26 protein-coding genes and 1 tRNA gene are annotated in these 23201 nt (G+C 58.9%); 8 read left to right on the forward strand and 19 right to left on the reverse strand.

The genetic code is table 11. The features are described 5' to 3' along the window. Positions 1–256: 256 nt before the first annotated feature. Positions 257–559 carry a hypothetical protein gene (locus tag CAF80_RS20900; RefSeq protein WP_039771551.1) on the forward strand — a complete coding sequence of 101 codons (303 nt, stop codon included), beginning with the start codon at positions 257–259 and terminating at the stop codon, positions 557–559. A 290-nt stretch (positions 560–849) separates the two neighbouring features. Beyond that, positions 850–1062, forward strand: coding sequence for a cold-shock protein (locus CAF80_RS20905; protein ID WP_007956027.1), 213 nt, complete (start codon positions 850–852; stop codon positions 1060–1062). Positions 1063–1134: 72 nt separating this feature from the next. Here CAF80_RS20905 and CAF80_RS20910 read toward each other — a convergent pair whose 3' ends face one another. Continuing rightward, the gene (locus CAF80_RS20910) at positions 1135–1452 is read right to left on the reverse strand and encodes an I78 family peptidase inhibitor (protein WP_085667862.1); all 318 of its coding nucleotides are present in this window, start codon (positions 1450–1452) and stop codon (positions 1135–1137) included. Positions 1453–1618: 166 nt separating this feature from the next. Next, entirely contained in the window at positions 1619–1924 is a 306-nt protein-coding gene (locus CAF80_RS20915; RefSeq protein ID WP_007956024.1) for a hypothetical protein, read from the reverse strand. A 128-nt stretch (positions 1925–2052) separates the two neighbouring features. On the opposite strand from CAF80_RS20915, the gene CAF80_RS20920 reads away from it, so the two are divergent. Continuing rightward, positions 2053–2265 carry a hypothetical protein gene (locus tag CAF80_RS20920; protein WP_085667863.1) on the forward strand — a complete coding sequence of 71 codons (213 nt, stop codon included), beginning with the start codon at positions 2053–2055 and terminating at the stop codon, positions 2263–2265. A gap of 33 nt (positions 2266–2298) precedes the next feature. Here CAF80_RS20920 and CAF80_RS20925 read toward each other — a convergent pair whose 3' ends face one another. The 8 genes from CAF80_RS20925 to CAF80_RS20960 form a co-directional block, all read right to left on the reverse strand. After that, entirely contained in the window at positions 2299–3327 is a 1029-nt protein-coding gene (locus CAF80_RS20925) for a nucleoside hydrolase (protein WP_039771556.1), read from the reverse strand. A 44-nt stretch (positions 3328–3371) separates the two neighbouring features. Continuing rightward, positions 3372–3776 carry a D-ribose pyranase gene (gene rbsD, locus CAF80_RS20930; protein WP_039771558.1) on the reverse strand — a complete coding sequence of 135 codons (405 nt, stop codon included), beginning with the start codon at positions 3774–3776 and terminating at the stop codon, positions 3372–3374. Next, positions 3773–4690 carry a ribokinase gene (gene rbsK, locus CAF80_RS20935; RefSeq protein WP_085667864.1) on the reverse strand — a complete coding sequence of 306 codons (918 nt, stop codon included), beginning with the start codon at positions 4688–4690 and terminating at the stop codon, positions 3773–3775. The genes rbsD and rbsK overlap by 4 nt, the downstream gene beginning before the upstream one ends. 23 nt (positions 4691–4713) lie before the next feature. Then, positions 4714–5733 carry a LacI family DNA-binding transcriptional regulator gene (locus CAF80_RS20940; RefSeq protein ID WP_074687701.1) on the reverse strand — a complete coding sequence of 340 codons (1020 nt, stop codon included), beginning with the start codon at positions 5731–5733 and terminating at the stop codon, positions 4714–4716. A gap of 3 nt (positions 5734–5736) precedes the next feature. Beyond that, positions 5737–6714: an ABC transporter permease gene (locus CAF80_RS20945; protein WP_064594871.1), complete on the reverse strand. Its 978-nt coding sequence runs from the start codon at positions 6712–6714 to the stop codon at positions 5737–5739. Beyond that, positions 6711–8264, reverse strand: coding sequence for a sugar ABC transporter ATP-binding protein (locus CAF80_RS20950; RefSeq protein ID WP_085667865.1), 1554 nt, complete (start codon positions 8262–8264; stop codon positions 6711–6713). Before CAF80_RS20950 ends, CAF80_RS20945 begins: the two co-directional genes overlap by 4 nt. A 55-nt stretch (positions 8265–8319) precedes the next feature. Then, entirely contained in the window at positions 8320–9276 is a 957-nt protein-coding gene (locus tag CAF80_RS20955; RefSeq protein WP_007956008.1) for a sugar ABC transporter substrate-binding protein, read from the reverse strand. A 198-nt stretch (positions 9277–9474) separates the two neighbouring features. Then, a complete protein-coding gene (locus CAF80_RS20960) occupies positions 9475–9924 on the reverse strand; it encodes a hypothetical protein (protein ID WP_039771565.1) in 450 nt (149 codons plus the stop codon). 349 nt (positions 9925–10273) lie between these two features. Between CAF80_RS20960 and CAF80_RS20965 the strand changes: the two genes are divergently transcribed. The 3 genes from CAF80_RS20965 to CAF80_RS20975 all read left to right on the forward strand — a co-directional run bounded on the left by CAF80_RS20965 (position 10274) and on the right by CAF80_RS20975 (position 12512). Further along, positions 10274–11362, forward strand: coding sequence for an asparaginase (locus CAF80_RS20965; protein WP_007956004.1), 1089 nt, complete (start codon positions 10274–10276; stop codon positions 11360–11362). Positions 11363–11548: 186 nt separating this feature from the next. Beyond that, on the forward strand, positions 11549–11818 hold the full coding sequence (locus CAF80_RS20970; RefSeq protein ID WP_371855269.1) for a DUF1654 domain-containing protein: 270 nt from the start codon (positions 11549–11551) through the stop codon (positions 11816–11818). Positions 11819–11822: 4 nt separating this feature from the next. Continuing rightward, complete coding sequence (locus tag CAF80_RS20975; RefSeq protein WP_007956001.1) at positions 11823–12512, forward strand: endonuclease; 690 nt, start codon at positions 11823–11825, stop codon at positions 12510–12512. Positions 12513–12566: 54 nt separating this feature from the next. Here CAF80_RS20975 and CAF80_RS20980 read toward each other — a convergent pair whose 3' ends face one another. Next, positions 12567–13469 carry a siderophore-interacting protein gene (locus CAF80_RS20980; RefSeq protein WP_039771571.1) on the reverse strand — a complete coding sequence of 301 codons (903 nt, stop codon included), beginning with the start codon at positions 13467–13469 and terminating at the stop codon, positions 12567–12569. An 86-nt stretch (positions 13470–13555) separates the two neighbouring features. Then, positions 13556–13921 (reverse strand): hypothetical protein, encoded by a 366-nt coding sequence (locus tag CAF80_RS20985; protein ID WP_039771573.1) that lies wholly within the window; start codon positions 13919–13921, stop codon positions 13556–13558. Positions 13922–14171: 250 nt separating this feature from the next. Between CAF80_RS20985 and csrA the strand changes: the two genes are divergently transcribed. Next, positions 14172–14366, forward strand: coding sequence for a carbon storage regulator CsrA (gene csrA, locus CAF80_RS20990; protein ID WP_003179932.1), 195 nt, complete (start codon positions 14172–14174; stop codon positions 14364–14366). Positions 14367–14572: 206 nt separating this feature from the next. Here csrA and CAF80_RS20995 read toward each other — a convergent pair whose 3' ends face one another. From CAF80_RS20995 to CAF80_RS21005, 3 genes are all read right to left on the reverse strand, one after another. Then, positions 14573–15028 carry a DUF2214 family protein gene (locus tag CAF80_RS20995; RefSeq protein ID WP_039771575.1) on the reverse strand — a complete coding sequence of 152 codons (456 nt, stop codon included), beginning with the start codon at positions 15026–15028 and terminating at the stop codon, positions 14573–14575. Positions 15029–15370: 342 nt separating this feature from the next. Continuing rightward, on the reverse strand, positions 15371–15832 hold the full coding sequence (locus CAF80_RS21000; protein ID WP_085667866.1) for a GNAT family N-acetyltransferase: 462 nt from the start codon (positions 15830–15832) through the stop codon (positions 15371–15373). A 143-nt stretch (positions 15833–15975) separates the two neighbouring features. After that, a tRNA-Val gene (locus CAF80_RS21005) sits at positions 15976–16052 on the reverse strand. A gap of 184 nt (positions 16053–16236) precedes the next feature. Here CAF80_RS21005 and CAF80_RS21010 point away from each other — a divergent pair. After that, positions 16237–17520: an FAD-binding oxidoreductase gene (locus CAF80_RS21010; RefSeq protein WP_085667867.1), complete on the forward strand. Its 1284-nt coding sequence runs from the start codon at positions 16237–16239 to the stop codon at positions 17518–17520. A 52-nt stretch (positions 17521–17572) separates the two neighbouring features. Here the strand turns inward: CAF80_RS21010 and CAF80_RS21015 are convergent, their stop codons facing one another. The 4 genes from CAF80_RS21015 to CAF80_RS21030 are packed head-to-tail and all read right to left on the reverse strand — an operon-like array spanning position 17573 to position 23148. After that, positions 17573–18544, reverse strand: coding sequence for an XdhC family protein (locus tag CAF80_RS21015; protein ID WP_074687694.1), 972 nt, complete (start codon positions 18542–18544; stop codon positions 17573–17575). A gap of 2 nt (positions 18545–18546) precedes the next feature. Then, complete coding sequence (locus CAF80_RS21020; RefSeq protein ID WP_039771582.1) at positions 18547–19782, reverse strand: cytochrome c; 1236 nt, start codon at positions 19780–19782, stop codon at positions 18547–18549. A 2-nt stretch (positions 19783–19784) separates the two neighbouring features. Continuing rightward, positions 19785–20324 carry a (2Fe-2S)-binding protein gene (locus tag CAF80_RS21025; protein WP_039771584.1) on the reverse strand — a complete coding sequence of 180 codons (540 nt, stop codon included), beginning with the start codon at positions 20322–20324 and terminating at the stop codon, positions 19785–19787. Next, positions 20317–23148 carry a xanthine dehydrogenase family protein molybdopterin-binding subunit gene (locus CAF80_RS21030; RefSeq protein ID WP_074687692.1) on the reverse strand — a complete coding sequence of 944 codons (2832 nt, stop codon included), beginning with the start codon at positions 23146–23148 and terminating at the stop codon, positions 20317–20319. The genes CAF80_RS21025 and CAF80_RS21030 overlap by 8 nt, the downstream gene beginning before the upstream one ends. Between the last annotated feature and the right edge of the window lie 53 nt (positions 23149–23201).

Genomic DNA, 23201 nt, shown 5'->3' on the forward strand with positions numbered 1-23201 from the left:
CTTGCGGCCAACCGGAAAACCGAACCAGAGTGACTGGGATTCAAATCAGAAAATTCGTGCGCGGCCGCAACCGGGACTGAAGGTCATCCGGAGCCTGCGAACGCCCGAGCCAGGCATGCTAGCACAGATGAACGGTCACCGATGCACTCTGGTTTTTACCAAGAGGCAAATCGTCTGTTTTATGCCAGAGTGCTGAACTTGATCGGCCTTTGGGCCCTCAGATAACAAGACATTGACCCACAAGGAGCATCCTCGCATGCGTCTTAATACCCTGCTTGCTGCAGTCGCCCCCCTCGTTTTGCTGCTGCCGCTGAGCGCCCACGCCGACTGGCCAAAGGGCGAGCGTGAGAAATACATGGCTCAGTGCACCCAGGCGGCCACTCCGCAAATCGGTGCCGCTGCCGCAAAATCCCACTGCGCGTGCGGTGCCGATGCCATCAAGTCTTATCCGGCCAGCGACATTCAGTCATTGATGGACAACAAGGCCACGCCTGAGCTGCAACAAAAAGCTCTGGGGCAAATTGCCAAATGCAAGGCCAACGTCCCGGCGAAAAAATGATGAAACAGGCCTTTTCACTGCCCCCAGCCCCGCTGAAAGGCATCTGATTCAGGCCTTTTCGTACGATTTATGCAGGTTTTACAGGTTTTTTTATTGTCTTTACTTTTCGCGAAAAGCCTTTTAAACCGGGGCCTCCAGCCGAAACAGGCAGTAAAGAAAACACGACTGATTGGCAAACAGCACGTCCGGGGGGCTACCAAAGCGAACATTTCGACTATGATACCCCGGTGTGCCCAGTTGGCCTGAGCAGCACAGTACTACTGAAAATATATGTTTCTTGGAGATACACCATGTCTAATCGCCAAACCGGCACCGTTAAATGGTTCAACGATGAAAAAGGCTTCGGCTTCATCACTCCTCAAGGTGGCGGTGACGACCTGTTCGTACACTTCAAAGCTATCGAAACTGACGGTTTCAAAAGCCTGAAAGAAGGCCAAACCGTCTCCTTCGTGGCTGAGAAAGGCCAAAAGGGTATGCAAGCTGCACAAGTTCGCCCAGAGTAATTTCCCGGCGCACTAAAAAAACCCCGTCCAGGTGACGGGGTTTTTTATGGGTGATACAAAAGCTCGACAGATTCAGCCGCAGTTGACGCGGGTGACCACCAGGTTCTGATCGGTATTCAGGTTGAGGCGATCAGAGCGGTACTCCAAAGTAATCATGTCATTGGGCTTGAGGAACCGGGCGTTCTGCGCACCGGCTTTTTGGCGTGCCTGCTCCAACAGCTCCGGCGAAGCTTTCTTGCCGAGAGCGAATTCCGCTGCCGACGCCTCACAACGACCAAGGCCGGCCTCAGTCGTCACTGGATCCTTTTGCGACTCACTGGAGGTTGTGCTGCAACCCGCCAACACAGCAACGGTCATCAGTGCACCCAGTGACGCGAATTTCCAAGGCATGAAGCCTCCTTATTTCAATTTTGAGCAGAGATCGTGCGACCGCCAATACGGCGTTTGGTTTCACGGTGAGAGCCATCCCCCTGCCCCACGATCGGAAAAACGCCGAGTGTGCCTGAGCAACGCCTGAAATCTCACCCCGTAAAACGTCACTGAATATTAATAAGGCTCAATAGACATCAATGTAGTCGTAAGGCGGATTCGGCCAATTGTCTTTGAGCGCATTGAAAATCTGCATGACCCAGACTTCGTCGCTGGCCGCGACATTTCCCACATACCCCGAGCCTTTTGCCCAGGTCTCCAAGCGAAACAGCAGGCCATCGATGTCCTGGCCGCCAGTGACACCCGAAGAGATATAGGCAATCCCGCCCTTGGTCACGCGCAGTTGGGTATGTTCGTCATCACTGGCCGACGCCAGCATCCGGCGGACAGCATCAAGGGTCAGGCCATCGGGGCTATTCAGATCGATCTGCACAGCGCAATCCTTGTTTTCTGCGGAAACGACCAAGTGTCGCATAGCCCTGCGCTCATGCCTAAGTCGCAGTGCCAAACGCTCGACAAAATGGTTAACTCAAAAATCCGATCTCGCGACCGAGCCTTGCCATGACCACCGTAAGCATTACCGCCGACATCAAGGCCACCTGGCCACAAGGGCACAGTTCCTATAGTCCGGGCAGTCCGGAGGAATTGGCATTGATCACTATCGATTTGCTGGTGAAGTCGCTGGGAACGCAGGGCGCGCAGTCATTCATTGCCCAGCTGTTCGAGAAATATCCCGATGACATCAAAGGGGCATCGGACACCGGGAGGGAGTAAAAGCCCGCAAGCTGGCACCTGCGGGCGTATCGCTTACTTCAGACGCTTGAGACGCTCGGTCAGCAGGTCGAAGAAGCCCTGGGCGTCACCGCTCTCCACCCAGAAAGCGTTCTTCGGCGCCTTCAGGCCGTCATACCAGTCGACAATGGTCTGGCCGAAGGTCGGGCCTTCACGGCTGTCGACCACCACATTCACCGAACGCCCCGTGAACAGCTCAGGCTTGAGCAGGTAAGCCACGACAGTGGCGTCATGCACCGGGCCACCCGGAATGCCGTAGTGCTCCATATCCCCTTTGATGTACTCGTTGAGGATGTCGCCAACAATCTTGCTCGCATTGTTGTTCAGCGCCGCGATCTGCTTCAGGCGCGCGTCACTGGTCAGGATCTTGTGGGTCACGTCCAGCGGCAGGTAAGTCAGTTTCACGCCGCTTTTGAGCACCACCTCCGCGGCTTGCGGGTCGGCGTACAGATTGAACTCGGCCACTGGCGTGATATTGCCGCCATTGAAGTGGGCGCCCCCCATGATCACTACTTCCTTGATTCCCTGAACAATCTCCGGCTCCTGGATCAGCGCCAGGGCCAGGTTGGTCTGCGGGCCGAGCATCGCAATAGTGATACTGTGTGGCTTGGCTTTTTTCAGGGTGTCGATCAGGTAGTTGACAGCATTGCCCTCGGCCAGGCCTTTTTTCGGTTCGTGCACGGTGACACCCGACAGGCCTTCCTTGCCATGGATGTTTTCGGCGTAGATCGGCGTGCGCATCAACGGTTTTGGCGCGCCGGCGTACACCGGAATCTCTTCCCGCCCTGCCCACTCACGGGCCAACCGCGCATTGCGCGAAGTCTTGTCCAGACGCACGTTGCCAGCGACGGTGGTCAACGCACGAATGTTCAAATCCTCCGGGGAGGCCAGGGCAAACAACAGGGCGACCACGTCATCGGCGCCAGGGTCGGTGTCGATGATCAGGTCGATCTTTTCCGCCGCCTGGGCGCCGGTCGCGGTTATCACGGACAAAAGCAGCAGACTCCGAATCAATTGATGCATTTTTTGAGCATAGCGGTGCATGGCGCATTCCTTGTGCAGATGAAATCAAAAGGGGCGAACCCTGTTTAGAACGTAACACCGGCCACCAGCACGATGTTGCAGTACGGCTGACATTCACCCGTACGAACAATCGCTCGTGCCTGTCGGCTGAGTACCTTGAATTGCTCGTGACTGAGCAAATCGCGACGCCCGAGCGAGCCTTCGTCATTCAGCTCGTCCAGCGTGGGCAGCGCAGTCGGTTGCTTGTCGAAAATCTCCTTGGCCAGTGCGTGGCTTTCCACCTGCATCTCGCTGAGCACGACTTTCAGGGTGCTGACGAAATCCGGCACGCCGTGCGTCAACGCCAGGTCGATCAACTCGACACCCGGCGGTACCGGCAGGCCGGCATCGCCGATCACGACCATGTCGCCGTGGCCGAGGGAAGCAATCAGCCGCGAAAGGGCGACATTGAGCAAAGGAGTCTTTTTCATGCGGGTTTGAATGCCTGTACGTCGGAGGTGGTAGGAATGGAGGGCTGGGCACCTGCCCGGGTGACCGACAGGGCCGCAGCGACCTGCCCGAAGCGAATGGCCTCGTCCTCGGTTTTGCCGGTCGCCAGCGCAGCCGCAAATCCGCCGACAAACGTATCCCCGGCGGCAGTGGTATCGACAGCCTTCACTTTGGGTGCAGGAAAATGCCGGTAACCCGTGCCGTTGGCGAACAATGAGCCTTGAGCCCCAAGCGTGATGATGACCTTGCCGGCGCCCAGTGACATCAGGTGCGCTGCTGCTTTTTCAGCGGTCTCCAATGAGTCCACCGGCAAACCGCTGAGGGCGGCGGCCTCGCTCTCGTTGGGAATAAGGTAATCGATTGCAGCAAACCAGTCCGTTGGCAGCGGGCGACTGGCCGGCGCCGGGTTAAGGATGACCGTCTTGCCCAGTTCACGTCCGCGCTTCAGCGCATGGCCTACCGTGGCATCGGGGATTTCCAGCTGGCAAATGATCACGTCGGCAGCCTGCAGCACGGCGTCAAACCGGTCGACAACCGCCGGAGTCATCGAACCATTGGCGCCGGCCACGATGACAATCGCGTTTTGACTGTTGTCATCGACCACGATCAGCGCCACGCCACTGGAATCCTCCACCACGCTGACCGCCTGGCAATCGATCTGCTCGGCCAGCAACGCGTCGCGCAATTGCACGCCATAGTCATCGTTGCCGACACAGCCGACCATCGACACCCGCGCACCCAGTCGCGCGGCAGCTACGGCCTGATTGGCGCCCTTGCCCCCGGACACGGTAGTGAAGGAATGACCGATCAGCGTCTCACCGCCCCGGGGCAAGCGTGGCGCCCGGGTGACCAAGTCCATGTTCAGGCTGCCTATTACCACTACATTTGCGGACATACATCACTACTCTTCAATTCGTTTCAGCGGTATTCGGTGAACACGCCGGACAGCGGTGCAGTCGATTCGCGCAGGACAATACTCGGGGTCACGATCCGCTGATCCGTCGCCAGACCCGGGGTGGCAATTCTTCGCAACAAAACTTCCGCCGCCATTTCCCCCAACTGAAGGATCGACTGGCCCACAGTCGTCAGCGCGGGATACACGTAACGGCTCATCTGGATATCGTCGAAACCGATCACCGACAGTTCGGCAGGCACGCGCACGTTGCGCTCCGCCGCCGCTCGCAGCACACCGATGCCGATCATGTCGTTACCGGCAAAAATCGCGCTCGGCGGATTGCGCTCAAGCAGGACGGAAGCCGCGTTGTAACCGCCAGTGCTGGTGAAGTCGCTTTCCAGCATGCGCGACGGGGACACTTCAACACCGGCCTCTTTCAACGCGCGACTAAAACCGGCCTGACGCATTTGCGCAACACTGGTACTGGCCGGACCACCGATCGTGGCGATATCGCGATGACCAAGTTCAAGCAGATGCCGCGTCGCAAGGTAGGCGCCATATTCGTGATCGATGCGCACCAGGTCGGCGTCCACGCCTTCGAGACCACGGTCGACAATCACCATCGGTGTCTTCACGCCCGCCAGTCCTTGCGCCAGACCGCTGTCGCCACCCGCAGACGCGACGATCAAGCCGTCGATGCGCTTTTCGAGCAGCACCCGCAGGTAGCTGCGCTGCTTGTCCGGGTTGTCGTCGGAGTTGCAGAGAATTACGCAGTAGCCGTTACGCTCGCAGTAATCCTCGATTCCGCGCGCCAGTTCGGCGAAGTACGGGTTGAGGCTGTTGGGCACCAGCAAACCGATGGTGGCGGTGGTTTTCGCTTTCAGCGATCGGGCCACGGCGCTCGGCACATAGTCGAGACTCTTGATCGCCGCCTCGACCTTGAGCCGCACCTCTTCGCTCACCGGTCGGGTCTTGTTTACTACGTGGGACACGGTCGTGTAGGAAATTCCTGCAAGTGCCGCCACATCCTTGATCGTTGCCATTTATCAGCCCCGTCGACTTGCGCGTTGACTGCGATAGGTGTCGAGCACCACGGCGATCACGATCACCGCACCGGTGATGATGCGCTTGGTCGGTTCGGTCGCGCCAATCTGCGCCAGGCCGGCCGCCAGCACGGAAATGATCAACACGCCGAAAAAGGTGCTGATCACAGAACCACGCCCACCCATCAGGCTGGTACCGCCGATCACCACCGCAGCGATGACTTGCAACTCAAGGCCGGAACCGGCGTTCGGGTCGGCCGCTTCCAGCCGGGAAATCTGGAACAGCGCCGCAATACCGGCGAGCAGGCCCATCAGACTGAACACCAGGATCTTGTAGGGCTTGGGATTGATCCCCGCCAGACGCACTGCTTCCTCGTTGGTGCCAATGCCGATCAGATAGCGACCGAACACGGTACGGGTCAGAACGGCCTGGGCAACGAAAATGACCAGCAAGGCAATGATGAACGAGGGTGAAATGCCAAAGGCGATCGGGTTCGACAGCCACGCAAAGGAGTCACCGATGTAGGCCGTGCGCGAACCGGTCATCTGATAGGCCAGGCCACGGGCCATCTCCAGCACACCCAGCGACACGATAAATGACGGAATTCGCCACGCCACGGTAATTGAGCCGGTAACCGTGCCGGCCAACGCTGCGACGGCCATACCCAACAAGGCAGCCGGCAATACGCTCCAGCCCCAGCCAAGAATCGCCACGCTGACAGTGGAGGCCGCAAGTGCCAGTACCGAGCCCACCGACAGGTCGATCCCGCCGATGATCAGGACGAACGTCATGCCCACCGCCAGAACCATCAGGTCAGGAATCTGGTTGGCCAGGGTGCTGAAGGTGTTGTATGACAGGAAATGGCTGCTCATGACCGAGAACAGCGCAATCATTGCCAGCAACGCACCGGCGAGCCCCAGATAAGTCCCGAGGCCGTAGAAATTGCCACTGGATTTGCCGGCGGAAGATGCAGTTTTCATGGGAGATCCCTAGGCGCTGCTTCGTTGAGCAACGCATCACGTTTCTGGTAGCCGGCGAATGCGGCGGCAAGCAAGTCATCCTGGGTCCAGCTGTCGCGTTCGAACGTATCGATCAGACGCCCCGCCGACAACACACCGATGCGGTCGCAGATCAGCATCAACTCGCGCAAATCGCTGGACACCACGACCAAGGCCTTGCCCTGCCGGGTCAGTTCGCCGAGCAAGGCATAGATATCGAATTTGGCACCGACGTCGATACCGCGAGTCGGCTCGTCGAACAGCAGCACCGAACAGTCGCGTTCGAGCCAGCGCCCAATCACCACCTTTTGCTGATTGCCGCCGGACAGCTCGGACACCAGCTGCGTCGGACTGGAACTGCGGATGCGCATGGCGTCGATCTGCCGTTGCGCGAGCTTCGTTTCATCGCCATTGTTGACGAACCCGCCGCTGGAAATTTCCGGCATGTTGCCCAAGGCAATGTTGGCGCTGATCGATTGGCTCAGCAGCAGGCCTTCGCCCTTGCGATCCTCCGTGATCAAGGCGATGCCATTGCGCACCGCATCCACAGGCGAACGAATGCTTACCGTTTTTGCCGGCGAACCGAGCGCCACCGTGCCGCTGTCCGCGACGTCGGCGCCGAAGATCAACCGCAAAAGTTCGGTGCGCCCAGCTCCGATCAGCCCCGAAATGCCAAAAATCTCGCCGGCGCGAACCTCAAAGGAAACGTCGCGAACCTTGTCGGAGCGGGTCAGGCCTTTGACCGTCAGGGCCGGCGGGCCGATATTGCGAGCCCCCAGATCGATATGCTCGCCCAGCTCGCGACCGACCATCAGGGTGACCAGTTGCTCGCTGTTGTAATTGGCCATCGGTTCGACGCAAACCAGGTTGCCGTCACGCAACACAGCAATGCGCTGAGCGACCCTGGCCAGTTCTTCGAGGCGGTGGGAGATGTAGATGATCGAGACGCCACGCGCCTGCAACCGGCTGATCTGCTCGAAGAGCATCTCAACTTCACGGGCGGTCAGCATCGCGGTCGGTTCGTCGAGGATCAGCACATGACAATCGCCGATCAGGTTTCGGGCGATCTCGACCATTTGTTGGTGACCGATGCCCAGCTCGCCGACCAGTGTGTCCGGGTCGATGGCATCGAGACCGACTTGAGCCATGGCTTCGATAGCGGCTTTGCGCAGTTGCTTGCGACTGATCCAGCCACCATTGCTCGGCAGGTTGTCGAGAAAAAGGTTCTCCGCCACCGAAAGCGTCGGCAGCAGATTGAGCTCTTGCATGACCATGCGCACACCCAGTTCTTCAGCCTGCGTGCGACTGCCGGGGCGATAATCCTTGCCCTGGAACTGCATCTGGCCGGTGGTAGGGGTGACCAGGCCACCGATGATCTTCGACAGGGTGCTTTTACCTGCACCGTTCTCACCGGTCAGTGCCAGCACTTCACCGCGCATCAACGTCAGATCGATGCCGGTCAGTACCGGTTGCGCATAGGTCTTGCCGATACCGCTGACCGAGAGGACAGCGATCGGAGCGGAAACTGACATAAAAATCTCCATGCGCTCGCCCGGACGGACGAGCGCCATTGTGTCGCCAAAGGACTTACTTGGTGACCAGCTCGACAGGCGTTTCGATCACGCCATTCGCACCGCTGTCGACTTTCTCGCCCTTGATGATTTTCAGCGCGGTCTCGATACCGAACACCGCTTGCTTCGCAGCGTACTGGTCGGCGGTCGCCAGAACGCGACCGTCCTTCAGCATGGGCTTGATGGCATTGATATTGTCGTAACCGACAACCTGCACCTGACCGGCCTTGCCGGCAGCGCGCACGGCGGAAACGGCGCCCACAGCCATGCTGTCGTTGCCGGCCAGCAGCGCCTTGACGTCCGGGTACTCGCTGAGAATCGAAGCGGCCACCTTGTTGCCCTTGTCGATTTCCCAGTCGCCGGACTGCAGGGAAACAACCTTGATCTGTGCAGCCTCCATCGCATCCTTGAAGCCAGCGGTACGCTGCTGGGCGTTGGTCGTCGTGGAGACGCCTTCAATGATGCCGACTTCGTCACCGGCCTTCAGTTGTTTGGCCAGGTACTCGCCCACCAGACGCGCGCCTTTACGGTTATCCGGGCCTACGAACGGAACGCTGATGTTCTTGCTCTTGATCACAGCCGGATCGAGCTGGTTATCGATGTTGATCACAGTGATACCGGCATCGACGGCCTTTTTGATCACCGGCACCATCGCCTTGGAATCAGACGGTGCGATAACCAGCGCGTTGACCTTCGCCAGAATCATCTGCTCGACAATGCGCGTCTGCCCCGCCGTATCGGTTTCGTCCTTGATGCCGTTGGAGATCAGGTCGAAATCGGCGGAATGTTCTTTCTGGTAGGCCTTGGCGCCGTCTTCCATGGTCAGGAAGAATTCGTTGGCCAGGGATTTCATGACCAGGGCGACTTTGGGTTTTTCAGGGGACTCGGCGAAAGCCGAAGAGACAGGCAGTGCGGCGGATGCGGCAGCCAGCATGGCGACAGCAAGAAGACGTCCAGCGAATGGCAGCTTCATGGGTTCACTCCGATCTTATGATTATTGTGAGCAACGCTTGCGCTGGCGTAAGCTCGCTGCACCCCACGACGAAATCAATTCACCGCGAAGACCGCGCAAACGTTTGCGTAGACCGAACTATGCGAATCCTGTCGACATTTGTCAACGACTGAAAATCTGCTTTTTTTGTAGGGCGAATCATAGTCATCGCCCCTTTTCCTACGCAGTCGTGTTGATCACACCGCCACTGCCAGACCCCTTGGCCATCTCGCGAACCAGATTGCCGGCCACTTCCATGAGTGCAGCGTTGGTGTCTGCGATCTGCCCCTGAATCGACATCACCACAGTTGTCTTGGCTTCTTCGGTCGGATAACTCGCTGCCTGCGCGGCAGCCAATTGCTGTTGCTGCTCCTGCAATTGCTGTTGCAATTCCTTCATGCGTTTGAGCAGTATTTTTATCGTGATGCTTTGATTGCCACTGCTCTCGGCCGGCGCCTCTTCCTGCACGGGTCCGCCACCGGTTCTGACTTGCTTCGTATCGCCAGCGTCTTTGCCCAGCGCTTCGGCCGCTGCTTGCTCGTTGGCCTCGCTCAGGGCATTGATCGTAGCGGCTGTTTTTCCGCCGATGGTAACCGCGCCGGGATTTGGCAAACCGATAGTCAATGACATTTGAACTCCTGAAAAATTGGATCCCTATCAAGGCGCATCGGCCAGTGCGCCGCTTTCTTTAGCACAGATCCGAAAACTGGCCAGCCCCCCCTGTGGACGGAGCTCGTAATCCTTTTCGGTGAGCCGAACGAGAAAACATCCCGCGTTCGGAAACCCGGATGAGCGAGGGAACTTCACAACCACGCATCGAATAAATCTTGATTTAAATCATAAGGTTAAACATTTTTCTCACGCACAGTACGACTGGTACAGATCCTGCTCCCTTCCTGCACCCCTGGCATTCAGATCGGCCCGGGGCGCATCTAGATGAACCTGCATCAGCACCGTCTCACTACTAGAGAGAAAAATAATGACATCTGCTTTGAAGAGTTTCGTTCCGGGCGCTTTGGCCCTCCTCCTGCTCCTGCCAACCGCCCTCCAGGCAAAAGAAGCTGAAACCCAGGCCAAACTGGCCAACGTAGTGGTACTGGCTACCGGCGGCACCATTGCCGGCGCGGGCGCCAGCGCTGCCAACAGCGCGACCTATCAGGCTGCGAAAGTGGGCATCGAACAATTGATCGCCGGCATTCCCGAGCTGAGCACGCTGGCCAATGTGCGTGGCGAGCAGGTCATGCAAATCGCCTCGGAAAGCATCACCAACGAAAACCTCCTGCAACTGGGTCGTCGCGTTTCCGAACTGGCCGACAGCAAAGACGTCGATGGCATCGTCATCACCCACGGCACCGACACCCTGGAAGAGACCGCGTACTTCCTGAACCTGGTGGAAAAAACCGACAAGCCGATCATCGTCGTCGGCTCCATGCGCCCGGGCACCGCCATGTCGGCAGACGGCATGCTGAACCTGTACAACGCCGTGGCCGTCGCCAGCAGCAAAGAGGCTCGCGGCAAAGGCGTACTGGTGACCCTGAACGATGAAATCCAGTCGGGTCGCGATGTCAGCAAAATGATCAACATCAAGACCGAAGCCTTCAAAAGCGCCTGGGGCCCACTCGGCATGGTAGTTGAAGGCAAATCCTACTGGTTCCGTCTGCCGGCCAAGCGCCACACCATGGACTCGGAATTCGATATCAAAAACATCAAGAGCCTTCCTGATGTAGAAATCGCCTATTCCTACGGCAATGTCAGCGACACAGCCTACAAGGCCCTCGCCCAGTCCGGCGCCAAGGCGATCATCCATGCCGGTACCGGCAACGGCTCGGTTTCCTCCCGCGTGGTTCCGACCCTGCAAGCGCTGCGCAAGGACGGCGTGCAAATCATTCGCTCGTCCCACGTCAATGCTGGTGGTTTCGTTCTGCGCAACGCCGAACAGCCTGACGACAAATACGACTGGGTGGTTGCTCACGACCTGAACCCACAGAAAGCCCGCATCCTGGCCATGGTTGCCTTGACCAAGACCAACGACAGCAAAGAGCTGCAACGGATGTTCTGGGAATACTGATCTGCCTTCGACCGATCCATTGCTGATCGGGCACTGGCTTCACCCTCCGTCAACCTGACGGAGGGTGAAGCTCCCGCCTTCGCCAAAGAAAAATTACACCTGCGCGACACCAAAACCGGAAAACCGCTGTCAGAGGATTTTCTTGAATTTTAAGCAGTTGCGAAAATGCCTACAGTTAAATACTGTATGCACGTACAGCTTAATAAGGATAACCTCGTGGCCACTTCCCCTGATGCTCCTGACGCTTACGAACGCATGGGCATGCGCGTTCAAAAAATCATCAACTCCCCTACCGCACAAAAAGCCAAAGCCGCGCTGATCTTCCGCCTTCCAGACGAGCCGGCGGATGAATGGGAGCGCTTGCTGGAAGAGATCGACGAGAACGACAACGTCACCCTCGCCTACCGCGACGATGGCGGTGTACAGATTTTCTGGGTTGTGCCGAAGGAAGATTGATTCAATGATTCTGCGTTTTGCTGCTGTGCTGTTGCTGTTCATTTCCCTGGGCGCGCACGCTGGCGCACCGCGTACATTCACCGAAGCCAAGAAGGTCGCCTGGAAACTGTACGCCCCACAATCCACCGAGTTCTATTGCGGGTGCAAATACACCGGCAACAAGGTCGATCTGGCCGCCTGCGGCTATGTCCCACGCAAGAACGCCAAACGTGCATCCCGCATCGAATGGGAGCACATCGTTCCCGCGTGGCAGTTCGGCCATCAACGTCAATGCTGGCAGGAAGGCGGTCGCAAGAATTGCACCCGCTATGACCCGAGCTATCAGAAAGCCGAAGCCGACCTGCACAACCTGGTGCCGAGCATCGGCGAGGTGAATGGCGACCGCAGCAATTTCAGCTACGGTTGGTTGCCGGTCGAAAAGGGTCAGTACGGCTCATGCCTGACTCAGGTCGACTTCAAGGCGAAGAAGGTCATGCCCCGCCCTTCGATCCGCGGCATGATCGCCCGCACCTACTTTTACATGAGCAAACAATATGGTTTGCGCTTGTCGAAGCAGGATCGGCAATTGTACGAAGCTTGGGACAAGACTTATCCAGTGCAAGACTGGGAACGCCAACGCAATCAGAGCGTGGCGTGCGTGATGGGACGCGGTAACGAATTTGTCGGCCCGGTGAACCTGAAAGCCTGCGGTTGATTGCCTGATCAAAAGAAAAGGCCTTGAGCGATAAACTCAAGGCCTTTTTTGTGCTCAACCGCCGGACTTGTTGAAACGCCAGTAGCCCATCAGATTGAGCGACTCGCGAGGGATGCCGCGCTCCTTGATCAGGTATTTGCGCAGACTCATGACCGCAGCGGATTCGCCGGCGATCCAGCCATAGAATCCCTCGCTGGCCGTATCGGCGATCTCCCAAAGAATTTCTTCTTCGATGTCGACATCCGCCAGTTCGACCGCTTGCCCAACCGGCGATGCATCGACAGGCAACGTCGCCTGCCGCACGGCTTCCACCATCAACGTACCTGCAACTGCCTGATCGCGAATCAGCCATTGCACCAAAAGCCCGGGCCAGTCAGGAACCGCCAACATGTCTTCACGACTGTCGACCTCAAAAAACGCCTGGGTCTGCGGCGGTTCAGCCAGTGTCGCCAGTTCTTCCAGAATCCCCATGGCGGCCGGCAAGGCGGTGGCATCGGCGACCAGCAAAAGTTGCTTGAGCGTTTGCGGAGGCTTCCATTCAAATCCCCCTGCCTCTTGTGCCGAGAATCGGCTGTCGGGGGCCAGAATCTGCATCGACTCGCCGGGCTGGGATCGCAAGGCCCAACGGGAGGCTGGACCGGTCTCGCCGTGCAGTACGAAATCGATATCCACTTCGCCTGCTTCGGCACGCAAGTGGCGGATGGTGTAGGTGCGCATCGCCGGGCGACGATCGATCAGCATCGAGCGGAAACGGGCGTACCACCCCTCGCCCTGAGAAAGCCTGGCGGGTGAACCGTCGACTGCCGGGAAAAACAGCTTCACTCGCTGATCCGGCGCCCAGGTCGCCATCTCGGTGACCGTGGGGCTTGCGAGCGTGATCCGCATGAGATGCGGGCTCAACTGCTGCTTGTGACGCAAAACGACGTCGAACAATTTGTAAGGATTGGCGGAGGCCATGCGGAGCTCCTTCTGGGTATCTTCAGTGACTCCTTGAAAAACGAATCACGCCGGACACCCTTTAGTCAGCTCCGCCGAATGGATCCTTATTGCGCCGCCGGGCGCTCGATCACCAGCGTTTCGATGTTCTGCTTCTTCGCCTTGACCAGCGCTGCATTCACATCTGCCTGACGCGCCTCGGCGTCAGCCTTCGAATTGAAAGGGCCGAGGAGGATCCGGGTCTTGCCGCTGGCGTCCTTGACGACACTGGCCACAAAGGCATGCTCGATCAGCCAGCCGCTGAGGTCGCTGACCGCCTGAGGGGTTTCACCGCGCACTTCGAGATCCCACTGCGGGCCCACCGCAGCAGGCGCCGCTACCACCGCCGGTTTCGCTTTTTGCGCATCCACACTCTTGCCTTCGCCACATCCTGCCAATGCCAGTGCCGCGACTACCCAGACCAATTTGCGCACAACGCTTCCCTCTGATTTTTCAAAGCGGCGATCTTAACATTCGAGAATACTTTCGGAGCCCCGCAAAATGGGCACAAAAGGACGAGATTGATGCTGACAGCCCCTGTATAGTTACGCGCTGGGAATTAATGCCGCTGCTGCGCGTCAGAAAGAGGCACCCAGACTTTAAGACTTCGCACTAATCTATACGTACCACCGACCTCTGCACTGTCTGAATCAGGTGCCCTACAAAGCAATCAAGGAGAAGACCATGCTGATACTCACCCGCAAAGTCGGTGAAAGCATAAACATTGGTGATGACATCACGATCACCATTCTCGGCGTCAGCGGCCAGCAAGTTCGAATCGGCATCAATGCTCCGAAGAACGTTGCAGTGCACCGGGAAGAAATCTACCAGCGCATCCAGGCTGGCCTGACCGCTCCGGACAAGCCACAAACGCCCTGAGCCCTACCGCAGTCAGTAGCCAGTTCGTTTGCCTGCGCGCAATGACTGGCTAAAGATTCAAGCGCCGTATTGCCATTCCCCCACCTCCCTGGTGACGGCGCGTGCCACGCCCCTTCCCGCCTCACCCTTCTCGCGACCGATACTAACCGTCATTCAAAGGGTTGGCTGTCGGATATTTCCGAATAGCGAATGGGAATCTCGCCCGCCTAGCCGAATGTAACGCCACGCGCCATTCCGGTAGCCGCCACGACCATCAATATCAATAGCAGCGCTTCGGCATGACTGATCCGCGCAAACACCCTGGCACGCTCCGTGTCAGGGATAGCGCCGCGCGCCTTGGCCACGCGCCACTTGATCAGAGTGATCATCGGCACCAGTTCCAGAAGCAGAATCAGCACAAACAACGTCATCTTCAGATGGAACAGCGGCTGATGCAGGTAGTAGTCGGCTCCCTTCTCATAACCGGCAAAGGCGCGCATGCCGCCGGTGATGAGCAGCACCAGCGCCGAGAGCCCCCAGAGATTGTCGGCAAGCAATACGCGCCCGACTTCACCCGAGCCGGACGCCAGGCGACTGAAGGCCGTCCCACGCGTCAACACCGCCCAGAAGCCCATGGCAAATGCCAATAGATGAATCGCTGCAAGAAACCAGTGAACCAGCATTGATGAACTCCTGTCCGGCAGAGGCGAAATCAGCCTGACAGTAGTAGTCGAAAAAGTGTGGACTTGCCTGTCACCCCCTCCCGGAAAAACGGAAGCGGGCGAGACGAGAGACTGGCAGAGGCGCGGGAAAGGCAAATCGCGGGCAAAAAAAATCCCAAGCAGCTGATGGAAGCTTGGGATTTAAAAATGCATAAACCGTGGTGGTGAACGCGGGGCGGATATTACTGATTTATTCGTCTTGTAACAACGTATTTTTGATAACCGAATGGTTAATAAAATCCGTAACCCCTTAAATATCCACACTATTTAAAAGGATGCTCACGAAAGTCGGCGACGAATGGATCAAAATCCTTCGCAGTCAATACGCGCATGGCTCAAGAATTTTACAAAAATGAGTTCAGGATCCCCCGGGGCAAGGTTCTCCACCATTCCGCTATGCTGATATTCAAGATTTATCAGCAGCTGCCGCATCGGCAAGTTGGACGCATTGGTCGACGTGAAGATCTTGCCTGCAACAGCGTGATGCTCCAGACCACTCACGATTTGCCGACCCACGCCGGAACGCCTGCTCGCACTGGAGACGACCACGAGGGATATGAACCACTCACCGAAAAAGCTTCGATCCAAACAGCCGTAGCCGAGAAGAACGCCAGGATTGTCAGTCTCACAGACAACCCAGCACTCATGCGCCCCAACCGACCTCGCGATACACGCTCGACGGCAGCTATCTTTTTCAGCGACAGGATCAATCTTCAACAGGCTTTCGATGTCGCCTGGACAGGCGCGCCTGAATTGGCGACTCATGAATACCCCCCCTGCAAATGTGCCGAAGTGTAGCTGCGGTCGACCAAACGGAAATTTGCAAAGGTTCTGAAAATCGCAGACAACAAAAAAGGGCCCACCTTTCGGTGAGCCCTTTCAGACCGCCCAGCAGAGCGGATTTTGTTTGGTAGGCGCGATTGGACTCGAACCAACGACCCCCACCATGTCAAGGTGGTGCTCTAACCAACTGAGCTACGTGCCTGCTGTGAGGCGGCATTCTACGGAATTCCGGAGGGGTGTCAACACCTTTTTTTCACCTAACCCTATGAATATGCAAAATATTTAATTTCGACCCGCCGCGAGAAGATTTCCTGGTGGCTGGCGGAGGTTTTTCAACTGGGGTAGGATCGCCGCACTCGTAAAATATATTAAACAGAGGCTGCAGGATGGCGAACACCCCTTACCCAGAGTCTTATTACGCTGCATCGGCCAACGCCGCACCACCACGTCCTGCCCTGCAGGATGACGTGGAGACGGATGTCTGTGTGATCGGCGCTGGTTATACGGGACTTTCCTCGGCGCTGTTCCTGCTGGAGAACGGTTTTCGCGTGACCGTTCTGGAAGCCGCCAAGGTCGGTTTCGGCGCCTCGGGGCGCAATGGCGGGCAAATCGTCAATAGCTACAGCCGTGACATTGATGTGATCGAACGCAGCGTCGGCCCGAAACAGGCGCAACTGCTCGGGCAGATGGCCTTCGAAGGCGGCCGGATCATTCGTGAGCGTGTCAGCAAATACAACATCCAGTGCGACCTGAAGGACGGCGGCGTATTCGCCGCCCTCACCGCCAAGCAGATGGGCCACCTGGAATCGCAGAAACGCTTGTGGGAACGCTTCGGCCATACCCAACTGGAACTGCTCGATCAGCGCCGCATCCGCGAAGTGGTTGCCTGCGATCAGTACGTCGGCGGTATGCTCGACATGAGCGGCGGCCACATCCACCCGCTTAACCTGGCGCTGGGCGAAGCTGCTGCCGTGGAATCCCTTGGCGGCACCATCTACGAACAGTCACCGGCGGTGCGCATCGAACGCGGCGCCAATCCGGTCGTGCACACGCCGCAGGGCAAAGTCAGGGCCAAATTCATCATCGTTGCCGGCAACGCCTACCTCGGCAATCTGGTGCCGGAGCTGGCGGCCAAATCGATGCCATGCGGCACTCAGGTCATCACCACCGAGCCACTGGGCGATGAGCTGGCGAAATCCCTGCTGCCGCAGGACTACTGCGTCGAGGACTGCAACTACCTGCTCGACTACTACCGCCTCACCGGCGACAAGCGTCTGATCTTCGGCGGCGGTGTGGTGTATGGCGCGCGGGATCCGGCGAACATCGAAGCGATCATCCGCCCGAAAATGCTCAAGGCCTTCCCGCAGCTCAAGGATGTGAAAATCGACTATGCCTGGACCGGCAATTTCCTGCTGACCCTGTCGCGCCTGCCTCAGGTCGGACGCCTGGGCGACAACATCTATTACTCCCAGGGCTGTAGTGGCCACGGCGTGACCTACACGCACCTGGCCGGCAAGGTATTGGCCGAGGCACTGCGCGGACAAGCCGAGCGTTTCGATGCCTTTGCTGATCTGCCGCACTACCCTTTCCCCGGCGGGCAACTGCTGCGCACACCGTTTGCCGCATTGGGCGCGTGGTACTACGGACTGCGCGACAAGCTCGGTTTCTGACGCGCGAAAAAAAGGGCCGCTGAATAGCGGCCCTTTTTACATCCAGCATCAATCACAACTGATCCCGCGCAATCCCGCTGCGAATCCGCAGAATGTCTGCGAGCACCGCCAGAGCAATTTCCGCCGGCGTCTTGCTGCCCAGGTTGAGGCCGATCGGCGCATGAATTCGCGCCAGCTCGCTCTCCCCCAGACCGCCAACCCTACGCAAACGCTCGAAGCGCTTCTGTGAAGTCTGCAACGAACCCATCACGCCGATGTAAAACGCCTCGGTGCGCACAGCTTCCATCATCGCCAGATCATCGATGCGCGGATCATGGGTCAAGGCCACCACCGCGGTATCACGGTGGCAACCGCCATCGGCAATAAACATCGACGGCAATTGCCGGCGAATCTCCACGCCATTGAGCACCACGTCTTTCAGCACTTCTTCACGCGGGTCGCAGAGAATCACTTCGAAGCCGAGACCAACCGCGAACTCCGCACAGGCCTGCGCCACGCTGGAATATCCCGCCAACAGCAAACGCTGAGCGGCACCGATGCGGATCCGTACCCGGTCGATCTCACGTTCGATCCGCGCACCCTGTTCGCGATCGGCAAACAGGCTGCGCGCACCAGTAGTCAGATCGACCTCGCGAATCAACCGGCGCTGCCCCAGCAACGCCGATTCGAGTTCGCGCAGGTGCGCCTGCACATCGCAACTGGCGTCAAATTTCTCTACCAGCACATCGAGAATGCCTCCGCACGGCAGGCTGACCCGCGAACGCGGATCGTCACCTTCGCCATAACGCACGACGTTGATCGCATCGAGAAACGCACCTTCGGCGACGCGCTCGAGAAAATCGTCCTCGACGCAACCACCGGACAGCGACCCGATCCACTGCCCGCCGTCGTTCACCGCCAGCAGCGAACCTGGCGCGCGAGGTGCCGAGCCGTAGGTGGTCAGCACGGTGCAGAGCCAGATGCGTTGCCCCGCCGTCGACCACTCCAGCGCCCGTCGAACCACTTGCAGATCGAGATGCTGCATGATCAGTGCGCCTTGTGCTCAACGGACGGCGCATCAGCCTGCAGCTTCTGCACATCACCAACCGCCAGCTCGGCCGACTGACCACCCCAACCCTGACGCAGGTAGTTCAGCAGATCGGTCAGTTGTTCGGCACTGAGCTTGTCGGCAAAACCCGGCATCGACTGCATGTGCTCGAACCCGGCGAATTTCTGTTCGCCGATGCCATCCTCGATCACGCGCAACAGGTTGCGCGGGTCTTCCAGACGCAACGTGGTGTTGCCGCGCATGGCCACCGCGATGTGCGGTTTGCCCTCGCCACCGGCCGCGTGACAGCCGGCGCAGACGTTCAAGTATTCCTGACGGCCGCGCTGGGCGCTGACACTGAGTTTTTCCACCGGCACTTCGGTCAGTTCTTTCGCCGCCGGAGGCTTATCGCCCAGCAGGAAAGTCGCCATCGCCGCCAGATCCGGATCATTCAGGCCCTGGGTGCTGTTGTGGAACACCGGGAACATCTCGTTGAACATCGTGCCCTGGGCGCTCATGCCGTGCTTGAGGAACGTGCTCAGGTCCTGATGGTTCCAGCCGCGTGCCGCCAAGTCGGTTGCCAGCAGGCTCGGCGCCAGATAGCCGTTAAGGATGCCGCCGGTCAGGCGCTTATCCAACTGCATCGCGCCCGGCAGGCCGCGTGGCGTATGGCATTCGCCGCAATGGCCTAACACTTCGACCATGTACTGGCCGCGTTTCCAGGCGTCGCTTTTGCCTTCGGCAGGCTCCAGCTTCAAGGCGTTGCCGTACATCATGTTCCAGCCGATCAAGCCCGGACGCACGTTGAACGGAAAGCTAAGGCTCGTCACCGGCGCGGCACGCTCGATTGGCTCGATGGTTTTCAGATACGCGTGAATCGCATCCGAATCCGCACGCGGCATCAAGTGATACGAGGTGTACGGCATCGCCGGGTACAAGTTGGCGCCGTCACGCCGCTTGCCTTCGGTAAGCGCGGCGAAGAACTCTTCATCGGTGTAGAGACCGATGCCGTGCTCCTTGCTCGGCGTGATGTTGGTACCGTAGATCGTGCCGAACGGCGACACGATCGGCAGCCCGCCGGCATACGGCGCACCACCCGGCGCCGTGTGGCAGGCCATGCAGTCAGCGGCGCGGGCGAGGTATTCGCCGCGCTTGACCTGATCATCCGCGTGCACCGCCAACACAGGCGCAGCCAGCCCGACCGCCAGGGTCAGGCGGGTCAGTAGTTGCTTCATGCTTAACCCTCCTTGACCAGGCCGAGATCGGTCAGCACGTTGCGGGTGGCGTTGTAATAACGCACGTACCCGGTGCAACGACAGATGTGATGGCCGAGGCTGTCCTCGATAACTTGCTCCAGTTTGCTTTTGACGATTGGCTGGCGTTGCAGCTTTTCCACCAGCACGGTCGCGGCGTTGACGAACCCCGGCGCGCAGTAGCTGCACTGGAAGGCGAATTCGTCGACGAAACGCTGCTGGATCGGGTTCAGCTCGGTGACCTGGCCTTGCTCGTCACGCTTGGCGTGGCCTTCGATGGTGCGGACTTTCTTGCCCTCGAAATAATGCGCGCCGGTGATGCAGGTGCGCACTTCTTCGCTGGTGCCATCCGGGTTGTCGACGATCACCACGCAGGCGTGGCAGATGCCCTGGCCGCAGCCCAGGCGCGAACCGGTGAGGTTCTTGTATTCGTGCAGGTAATCGATCATCGGCAGGTCATCAGGGATGTCCACCGGGCCGACGGATTGACCGTTGAGGGTCAGTTGAAGCGGACGGTTAGCCATTGAGGGCCTCCTTGATGCGCGCAGCAGTGATTGGCAGATCGCGAACACGTTTACCGATGGCGTGGGCCACGGCGTTACCGATGGCACCGACCACCGGAATCATCACCACTTCGGCGATGCCTTTGGACGGGTCGCTTGGGGACAGCGGCGGCAGGATTTCCGACGTCTGCTTCCACACCGCCACATGGCGCGCCATCGGCAGGCGATAACGGTTGAAGTTCCAGTCACCCTCCCCCGGCCCGCCTTCGTACAGCGGCATCTCTTCCATCAAGGCGTGACCGATACCCATGGCGATCCCGCCTTCGAGCTGGCCACGAACCAGTTCTTCGACCAGCACCCGGCCGCACTCCAGCCACGAGTGATGGTTGAGCACTTCGACTTCCGCCGAACCTTTGTTGACCTTCAACTCGACCAGCGTTGCGACCGGGCTGTAGTAGGTCACGGCGGCGTTGTTCAGTTGAACCACCGGATAGGCGATGTTCTGCCGATCCAGCAGATGGAAGCCGGCGCTGGTCATCTGCGCCTTTTTCGCTTTCGGGGCGCCGTCGCCGTACTTCACCGCCAGACCGTCGAGCGGCAGTCGCTCGCGCACGCCATCGATGCTGTATTCGGCCTCGGCCCAGCTCCAGCGGTTGAAACCGTGAACCGTGGCGCCAGTGACCAGACCGCGCTCGTGAGCACGCTTGGCCAGCTCTTCGAAGGTCAGCGGCTGCATGCCGTTGGCGGTGAGTTTGCCGTCGACCCAATGCGCATCTTCGCGACGCACCACGTAAGGGTTGGCCTGGCCGCCGTACGGGCCCTGACGCCAGATCTCCAGCGCCGCCGGCCACAGACCGTGGTTGAACAGCACGCGTGCCGCTTCACGGGTGGCGTGGCTGAAGTAGTAGGCGGAGTTGGTCGCGGACGAAGCCGATGCCAGCTTGCCGACCCAGCGCGGATTGCGCAGGAAGTTGTCCTGCTCGGCCTGGCTCATGATGTAAGGGTTGCCGGCGGTGACCAGCTGCATCTCATCCCACTCGGTTTCGCCGGTCTTCACGTCGTGAGCCGCACTGCCGAGGAAGTCAGCCACCACCAACGCTTGCGAGGTGGACATGCCAGTGCCGATCTCGATACCGATGTGACGCAGGGAAATGCGCCCCTCAGCGGTGAACTCGATGCTGGCCATCGGTGCTTCGGAACCGGTGCCGAAGTCTTTCTGGCAAATGGCAAAACCCACGCCATACCAGTTGTCCGGGTCTGCCGCTTCGCGCTGTTTCTTGATCGCGTCGCGGTTTTTCCAGACTTCGTGCAACGAAGCCTTGTCGAGAATCTCGTGCAGGCGCAACGCACCGGCCGGGATCGCGCCCTGGGTGTTTTTCATCCCCGAGCGCAGCGCGTTCTTGCGGCGCAGATCGATGGCATCGACACCAAGGCGATCGGCGATTTCGTCGACCATCATCTCGGTGGAAGCCATGCTCTGCAGGGTGCCGTAGCCGCGCATCGAACCTGCTTCAACGGCGCGGGAATGGTAAGCGGTGACCTGCAGGTCGTTCTGCGGCATGTAGTAGATCGACTGCGCGGCAGTGGCACCAACGGCAGCCACCGACGGGCTGTAGTTGATCCGACCGCCACCATCGACGCTCATCTCGGCGCGGAAAATTTTGAAACTGTGATCGGTCTTGTCCACTGCCAACTGGTAGCGGATGTCGAACGGGTGACGCTTGATGCCGCTCTGGAATTGCTCGTAGCGGTCGTTGGCCAGGCGAATCGGTACACCCGCGCCGTACAACGCCGCCAGGGCCGCGTAGTAGACGAAAATGTTGTGGTCCTTGGAACCGTAACCGACGGTGTAACCCGGGTGCATGTTCAGGTTCGCCAGGCCGAAACGCGACGGCCCGATCATCTTCGCGGTCTCGGTGGCGGTTTCCAGCGGGCACTGGGTGGCGACGACGAAATGCAGGGTCTTGGTCGCCGGGTCGTACCAGCCGTTGCCGTTGTCCGGCTCCATCGCAGCAGGTTCGATCGACGGAGTTTTGTAGCGCTCGTCGAACACCAGCCAGTTGTCCGGCGGAGTGTCGATCTCTTTCTTCATGCGGTCGGCGTAGAACAGGCCGCGTTCGGTCAGGTTGCCGTGCAGGTTCGGTTGGGAATTCCACACCGGACGACGGTTCTTCAGCATCGGGAACAGGATCGAGTCCTTGAGGCTGGCGAACTCGTCTTCGTCCGCCGACGTCGGGCCACCGACGCGCACATAGCGGAAACTGCCATAGGGATCGCCTTCGTAGAACGGCACTTTTGCGCCGTAACGAATCGCTTTGTCATTGAATTTGAGTTTGTTCTTGGCCTGACGGAACCGCTCGAAGTCGTTCCAGATCAGGATCGCGACCGGGTGACCGATGAACATCGGCACCTTGCCTTCCGGCAGCAGCGGATCCGGTGCGTGCTCTTCAGGGAACACGATGCCGTCCTTGTCCAGGTCGGCGGCGGTAACGATCCGATCAGGCTGCAGATCGGCGCCGAGCCACGACAGGTCATAGCCTTCGTAGATACGGTCAGCCTTGATGGTTTTCAACAACATGGCGTGGCCTTGCTGCTGGGGCCAACCCGGCATGTCCTTGGAACGGATGTCGCGAGCAAACACTTTGCTGCCGCAGACCTTGGACAATGCATCGTTACGCTGGCGTGCCTTGCCGTTGCTGCCGAGCCATTGCTCGGACGGCACAGTCACGCTGTTTTCCATCAAGGCAGCCAGCGCCTGACTGCTGAGCGGCGTGAGCGTGACACTCACACCCGCCACCAGCCCGCCCTGAAGGAACGAGCGCCGGGATATTTCACGGTTGGACATGGATCATCCTCTGGACGGTTATGGATCCGCCCTTCTGGTTATCTACTGGGAAT

The sequence above is a fragment of the Pseudomonas sp. B34(2017) genome (assembly GCF_002112915.1).
GTDB classification, from domain to species: domain Bacteria; phylum Pseudomonadota; class Gammaproteobacteria; order Pseudomonadales; family Pseudomonadaceae; genus Aquipseudomonas; species Aquipseudomonas pharyngis.

What these genes read in the sequence shown, in the direction of transcription:
- CAF80_RS21020 (WP_039771582.1), bottom strand. Translation starts at nt 19,782, where the DNA reads ATGAAGCAACTACTGACCCGCCTGACCCTGGCGGTCGGGCTGGCTGCG.
- CAF80_RS20950 (WP_085667865.1), bottom strand. Translation starts at nt 8,264, where the DNA reads ATGTCAGTTTCCGCTCCGATCGCTGTCCTCTCGGTCAGCGGTATCGGC.
- CAF80_RS20940 (WP_074687701.1), bottom strand. Translation starts at nt 5,733, where the DNA reads ATGGCAACGATCAAGGATGTGGCGGCACTTGCAGGAATTTCCTACACG.
- CAF80_RS21010 (WP_085667867.1), top strand. Translation starts at nt 16,237, where the DNA reads ATGGCGAACACCCCTTACCCAGAGTCTTATTACGCTGCATCGGCCAAC.
- CAF80_RS20925 (WP_039771556.1), bottom strand. Translation starts at nt 3,327, where the DNA reads ATGCACCGCTATGCTCAAAAAATGCATCAATTGATTCGGAGTCTGCTG.
- CAF80_RS20955 (WP_007956008.1), bottom strand. Translation starts at nt 9,276, where the DNA reads ATGAAGCTGCCATTCGCTGGACGTCTTCTTGCTGTCGCCATGCTGGCT.
- CAF80_RS20900 (WP_039771551.1), top strand. Translation starts at nt 257, where the DNA reads ATGCGTCTTAATACCCTGCTTGCTGCAGTCGCCCCCCTCGTTTTGCTG.
- CAF80_RS20975 (WP_007956001.1), top strand. Translation starts at nt 11,823, where the DNA reads ATGATTCTGCGTTTTGCTGCTGTGCTGTTGCTGTTCATTTCCCTGGGC.
- rbsK (WP_085667864.1), bottom strand. Translation starts at nt 4,690, where the DNA reads ATGTCCGCAAATGTAGTGGTAATAGGCAGCCTGAACATGGACTTGGTC.
- CAF80_RS21030 (WP_074687692.1), bottom strand. Translation starts at nt 23,148, where the DNA reads ATGTCCAACCGTGAAATATCCCGGCGCTCGTTCCTTCAGGGCGGGCTG.
- CAF80_RS20995 (WP_039771575.1), bottom strand. Translation starts at nt 15,028, where the DNA reads ATGCTGGTTCACTGGTTTCTTGCAGCGATTCATCTATTGGCATTTGCC.
- CAF80_RS20910 (WP_085667862.1), bottom strand. Translation starts at nt 1,452, where the DNA reads ATGCCTTGGAAATTCGCGTCACTGGGTGCACTGATGACCGTTGCTGTG.
- CAF80_RS20980 (WP_039771571.1), bottom strand. Translation starts at nt 13,469, where the DNA reads ATGGCCTCCGCCAATCCTTACAAATTGTTCGACGTCGTTTTGCGTCAC.
- CAF80_RS20905 (WP_007956027.1), top strand. Translation starts at nt 850, where the DNA reads ATGTCTAATCGCCAAACCGGCACCGTTAAATGGTTCAACGATGAAAAA.
- CAF80_RS20960 (WP_039771565.1), bottom strand. Translation starts at nt 9,924, where the DNA reads ATGTCATTGACTATCGGTTTGCCAAATCCCGGCGCGGTTACCATCGGC.
- CAF80_RS21025 (WP_039771584.1), bottom strand. Translation starts at nt 20,324, where the DNA reads ATGGCTAACCGTCCGCTTCAACTGACCCTCAACGGTCAATCCGTCGGC.
- rbsD (WP_039771558.1), bottom strand. Translation starts at nt 3,776, where the DNA reads ATGAAAAAGACTCCTTTGCTCAATGTCGCCCTTTCGCGGCTGATTGCT.
- CAF80_RS20945 (WP_064594871.1), bottom strand. Translation starts at nt 6,714, where the DNA reads ATGAAAACTGCATCTTCCGCCGGCAAATCCAGTGGCAATTTCTACGGC.
- CAF80_RS20920 (WP_085667863.1), top strand. Translation starts at nt 2,053, where the DNA reads ATGACCACCGTAAGCATTACCGCCGACATCAAGGCCACCTGGCCACAA.
- CAF80_RS20965 (WP_007956004.1), top strand. Translation starts at nt 10,274, where the DNA reads ATGACATCTGCTTTGAAGAGTTTCGTTCCGGGCGCTTTGGCCCTCCTC.
- CAF80_RS20970 (WP_371855269.1), top strand. Translation starts at nt 11,549, where the DNA reads ATGCACGTACAGCTTAATAAGGATAACCTCGTGGCCACTTCCCCTGAT.
- CAF80_RS21015 (WP_074687694.1), bottom strand. Translation starts at nt 18,544, where the DNA reads ATGCAGCATCTCGATCTGCAAGTGGTTCGACGGGCGCTGGAGTGGTCG.
- csrA (WP_003179932.1), top strand. Translation starts at nt 14,172, where the DNA reads ATGCTGATACTCACCCGCAAAGTCGGTGAAAGCATAAACATTGGTGAT.
- CAF80_RS21000 (WP_085667866.1), bottom strand. Translation starts at nt 15,832, where the DNA reads ATGAGTCGCCAATTCAGGCGCGCCTGTCCAGGCGACATCGAAAGCCTG.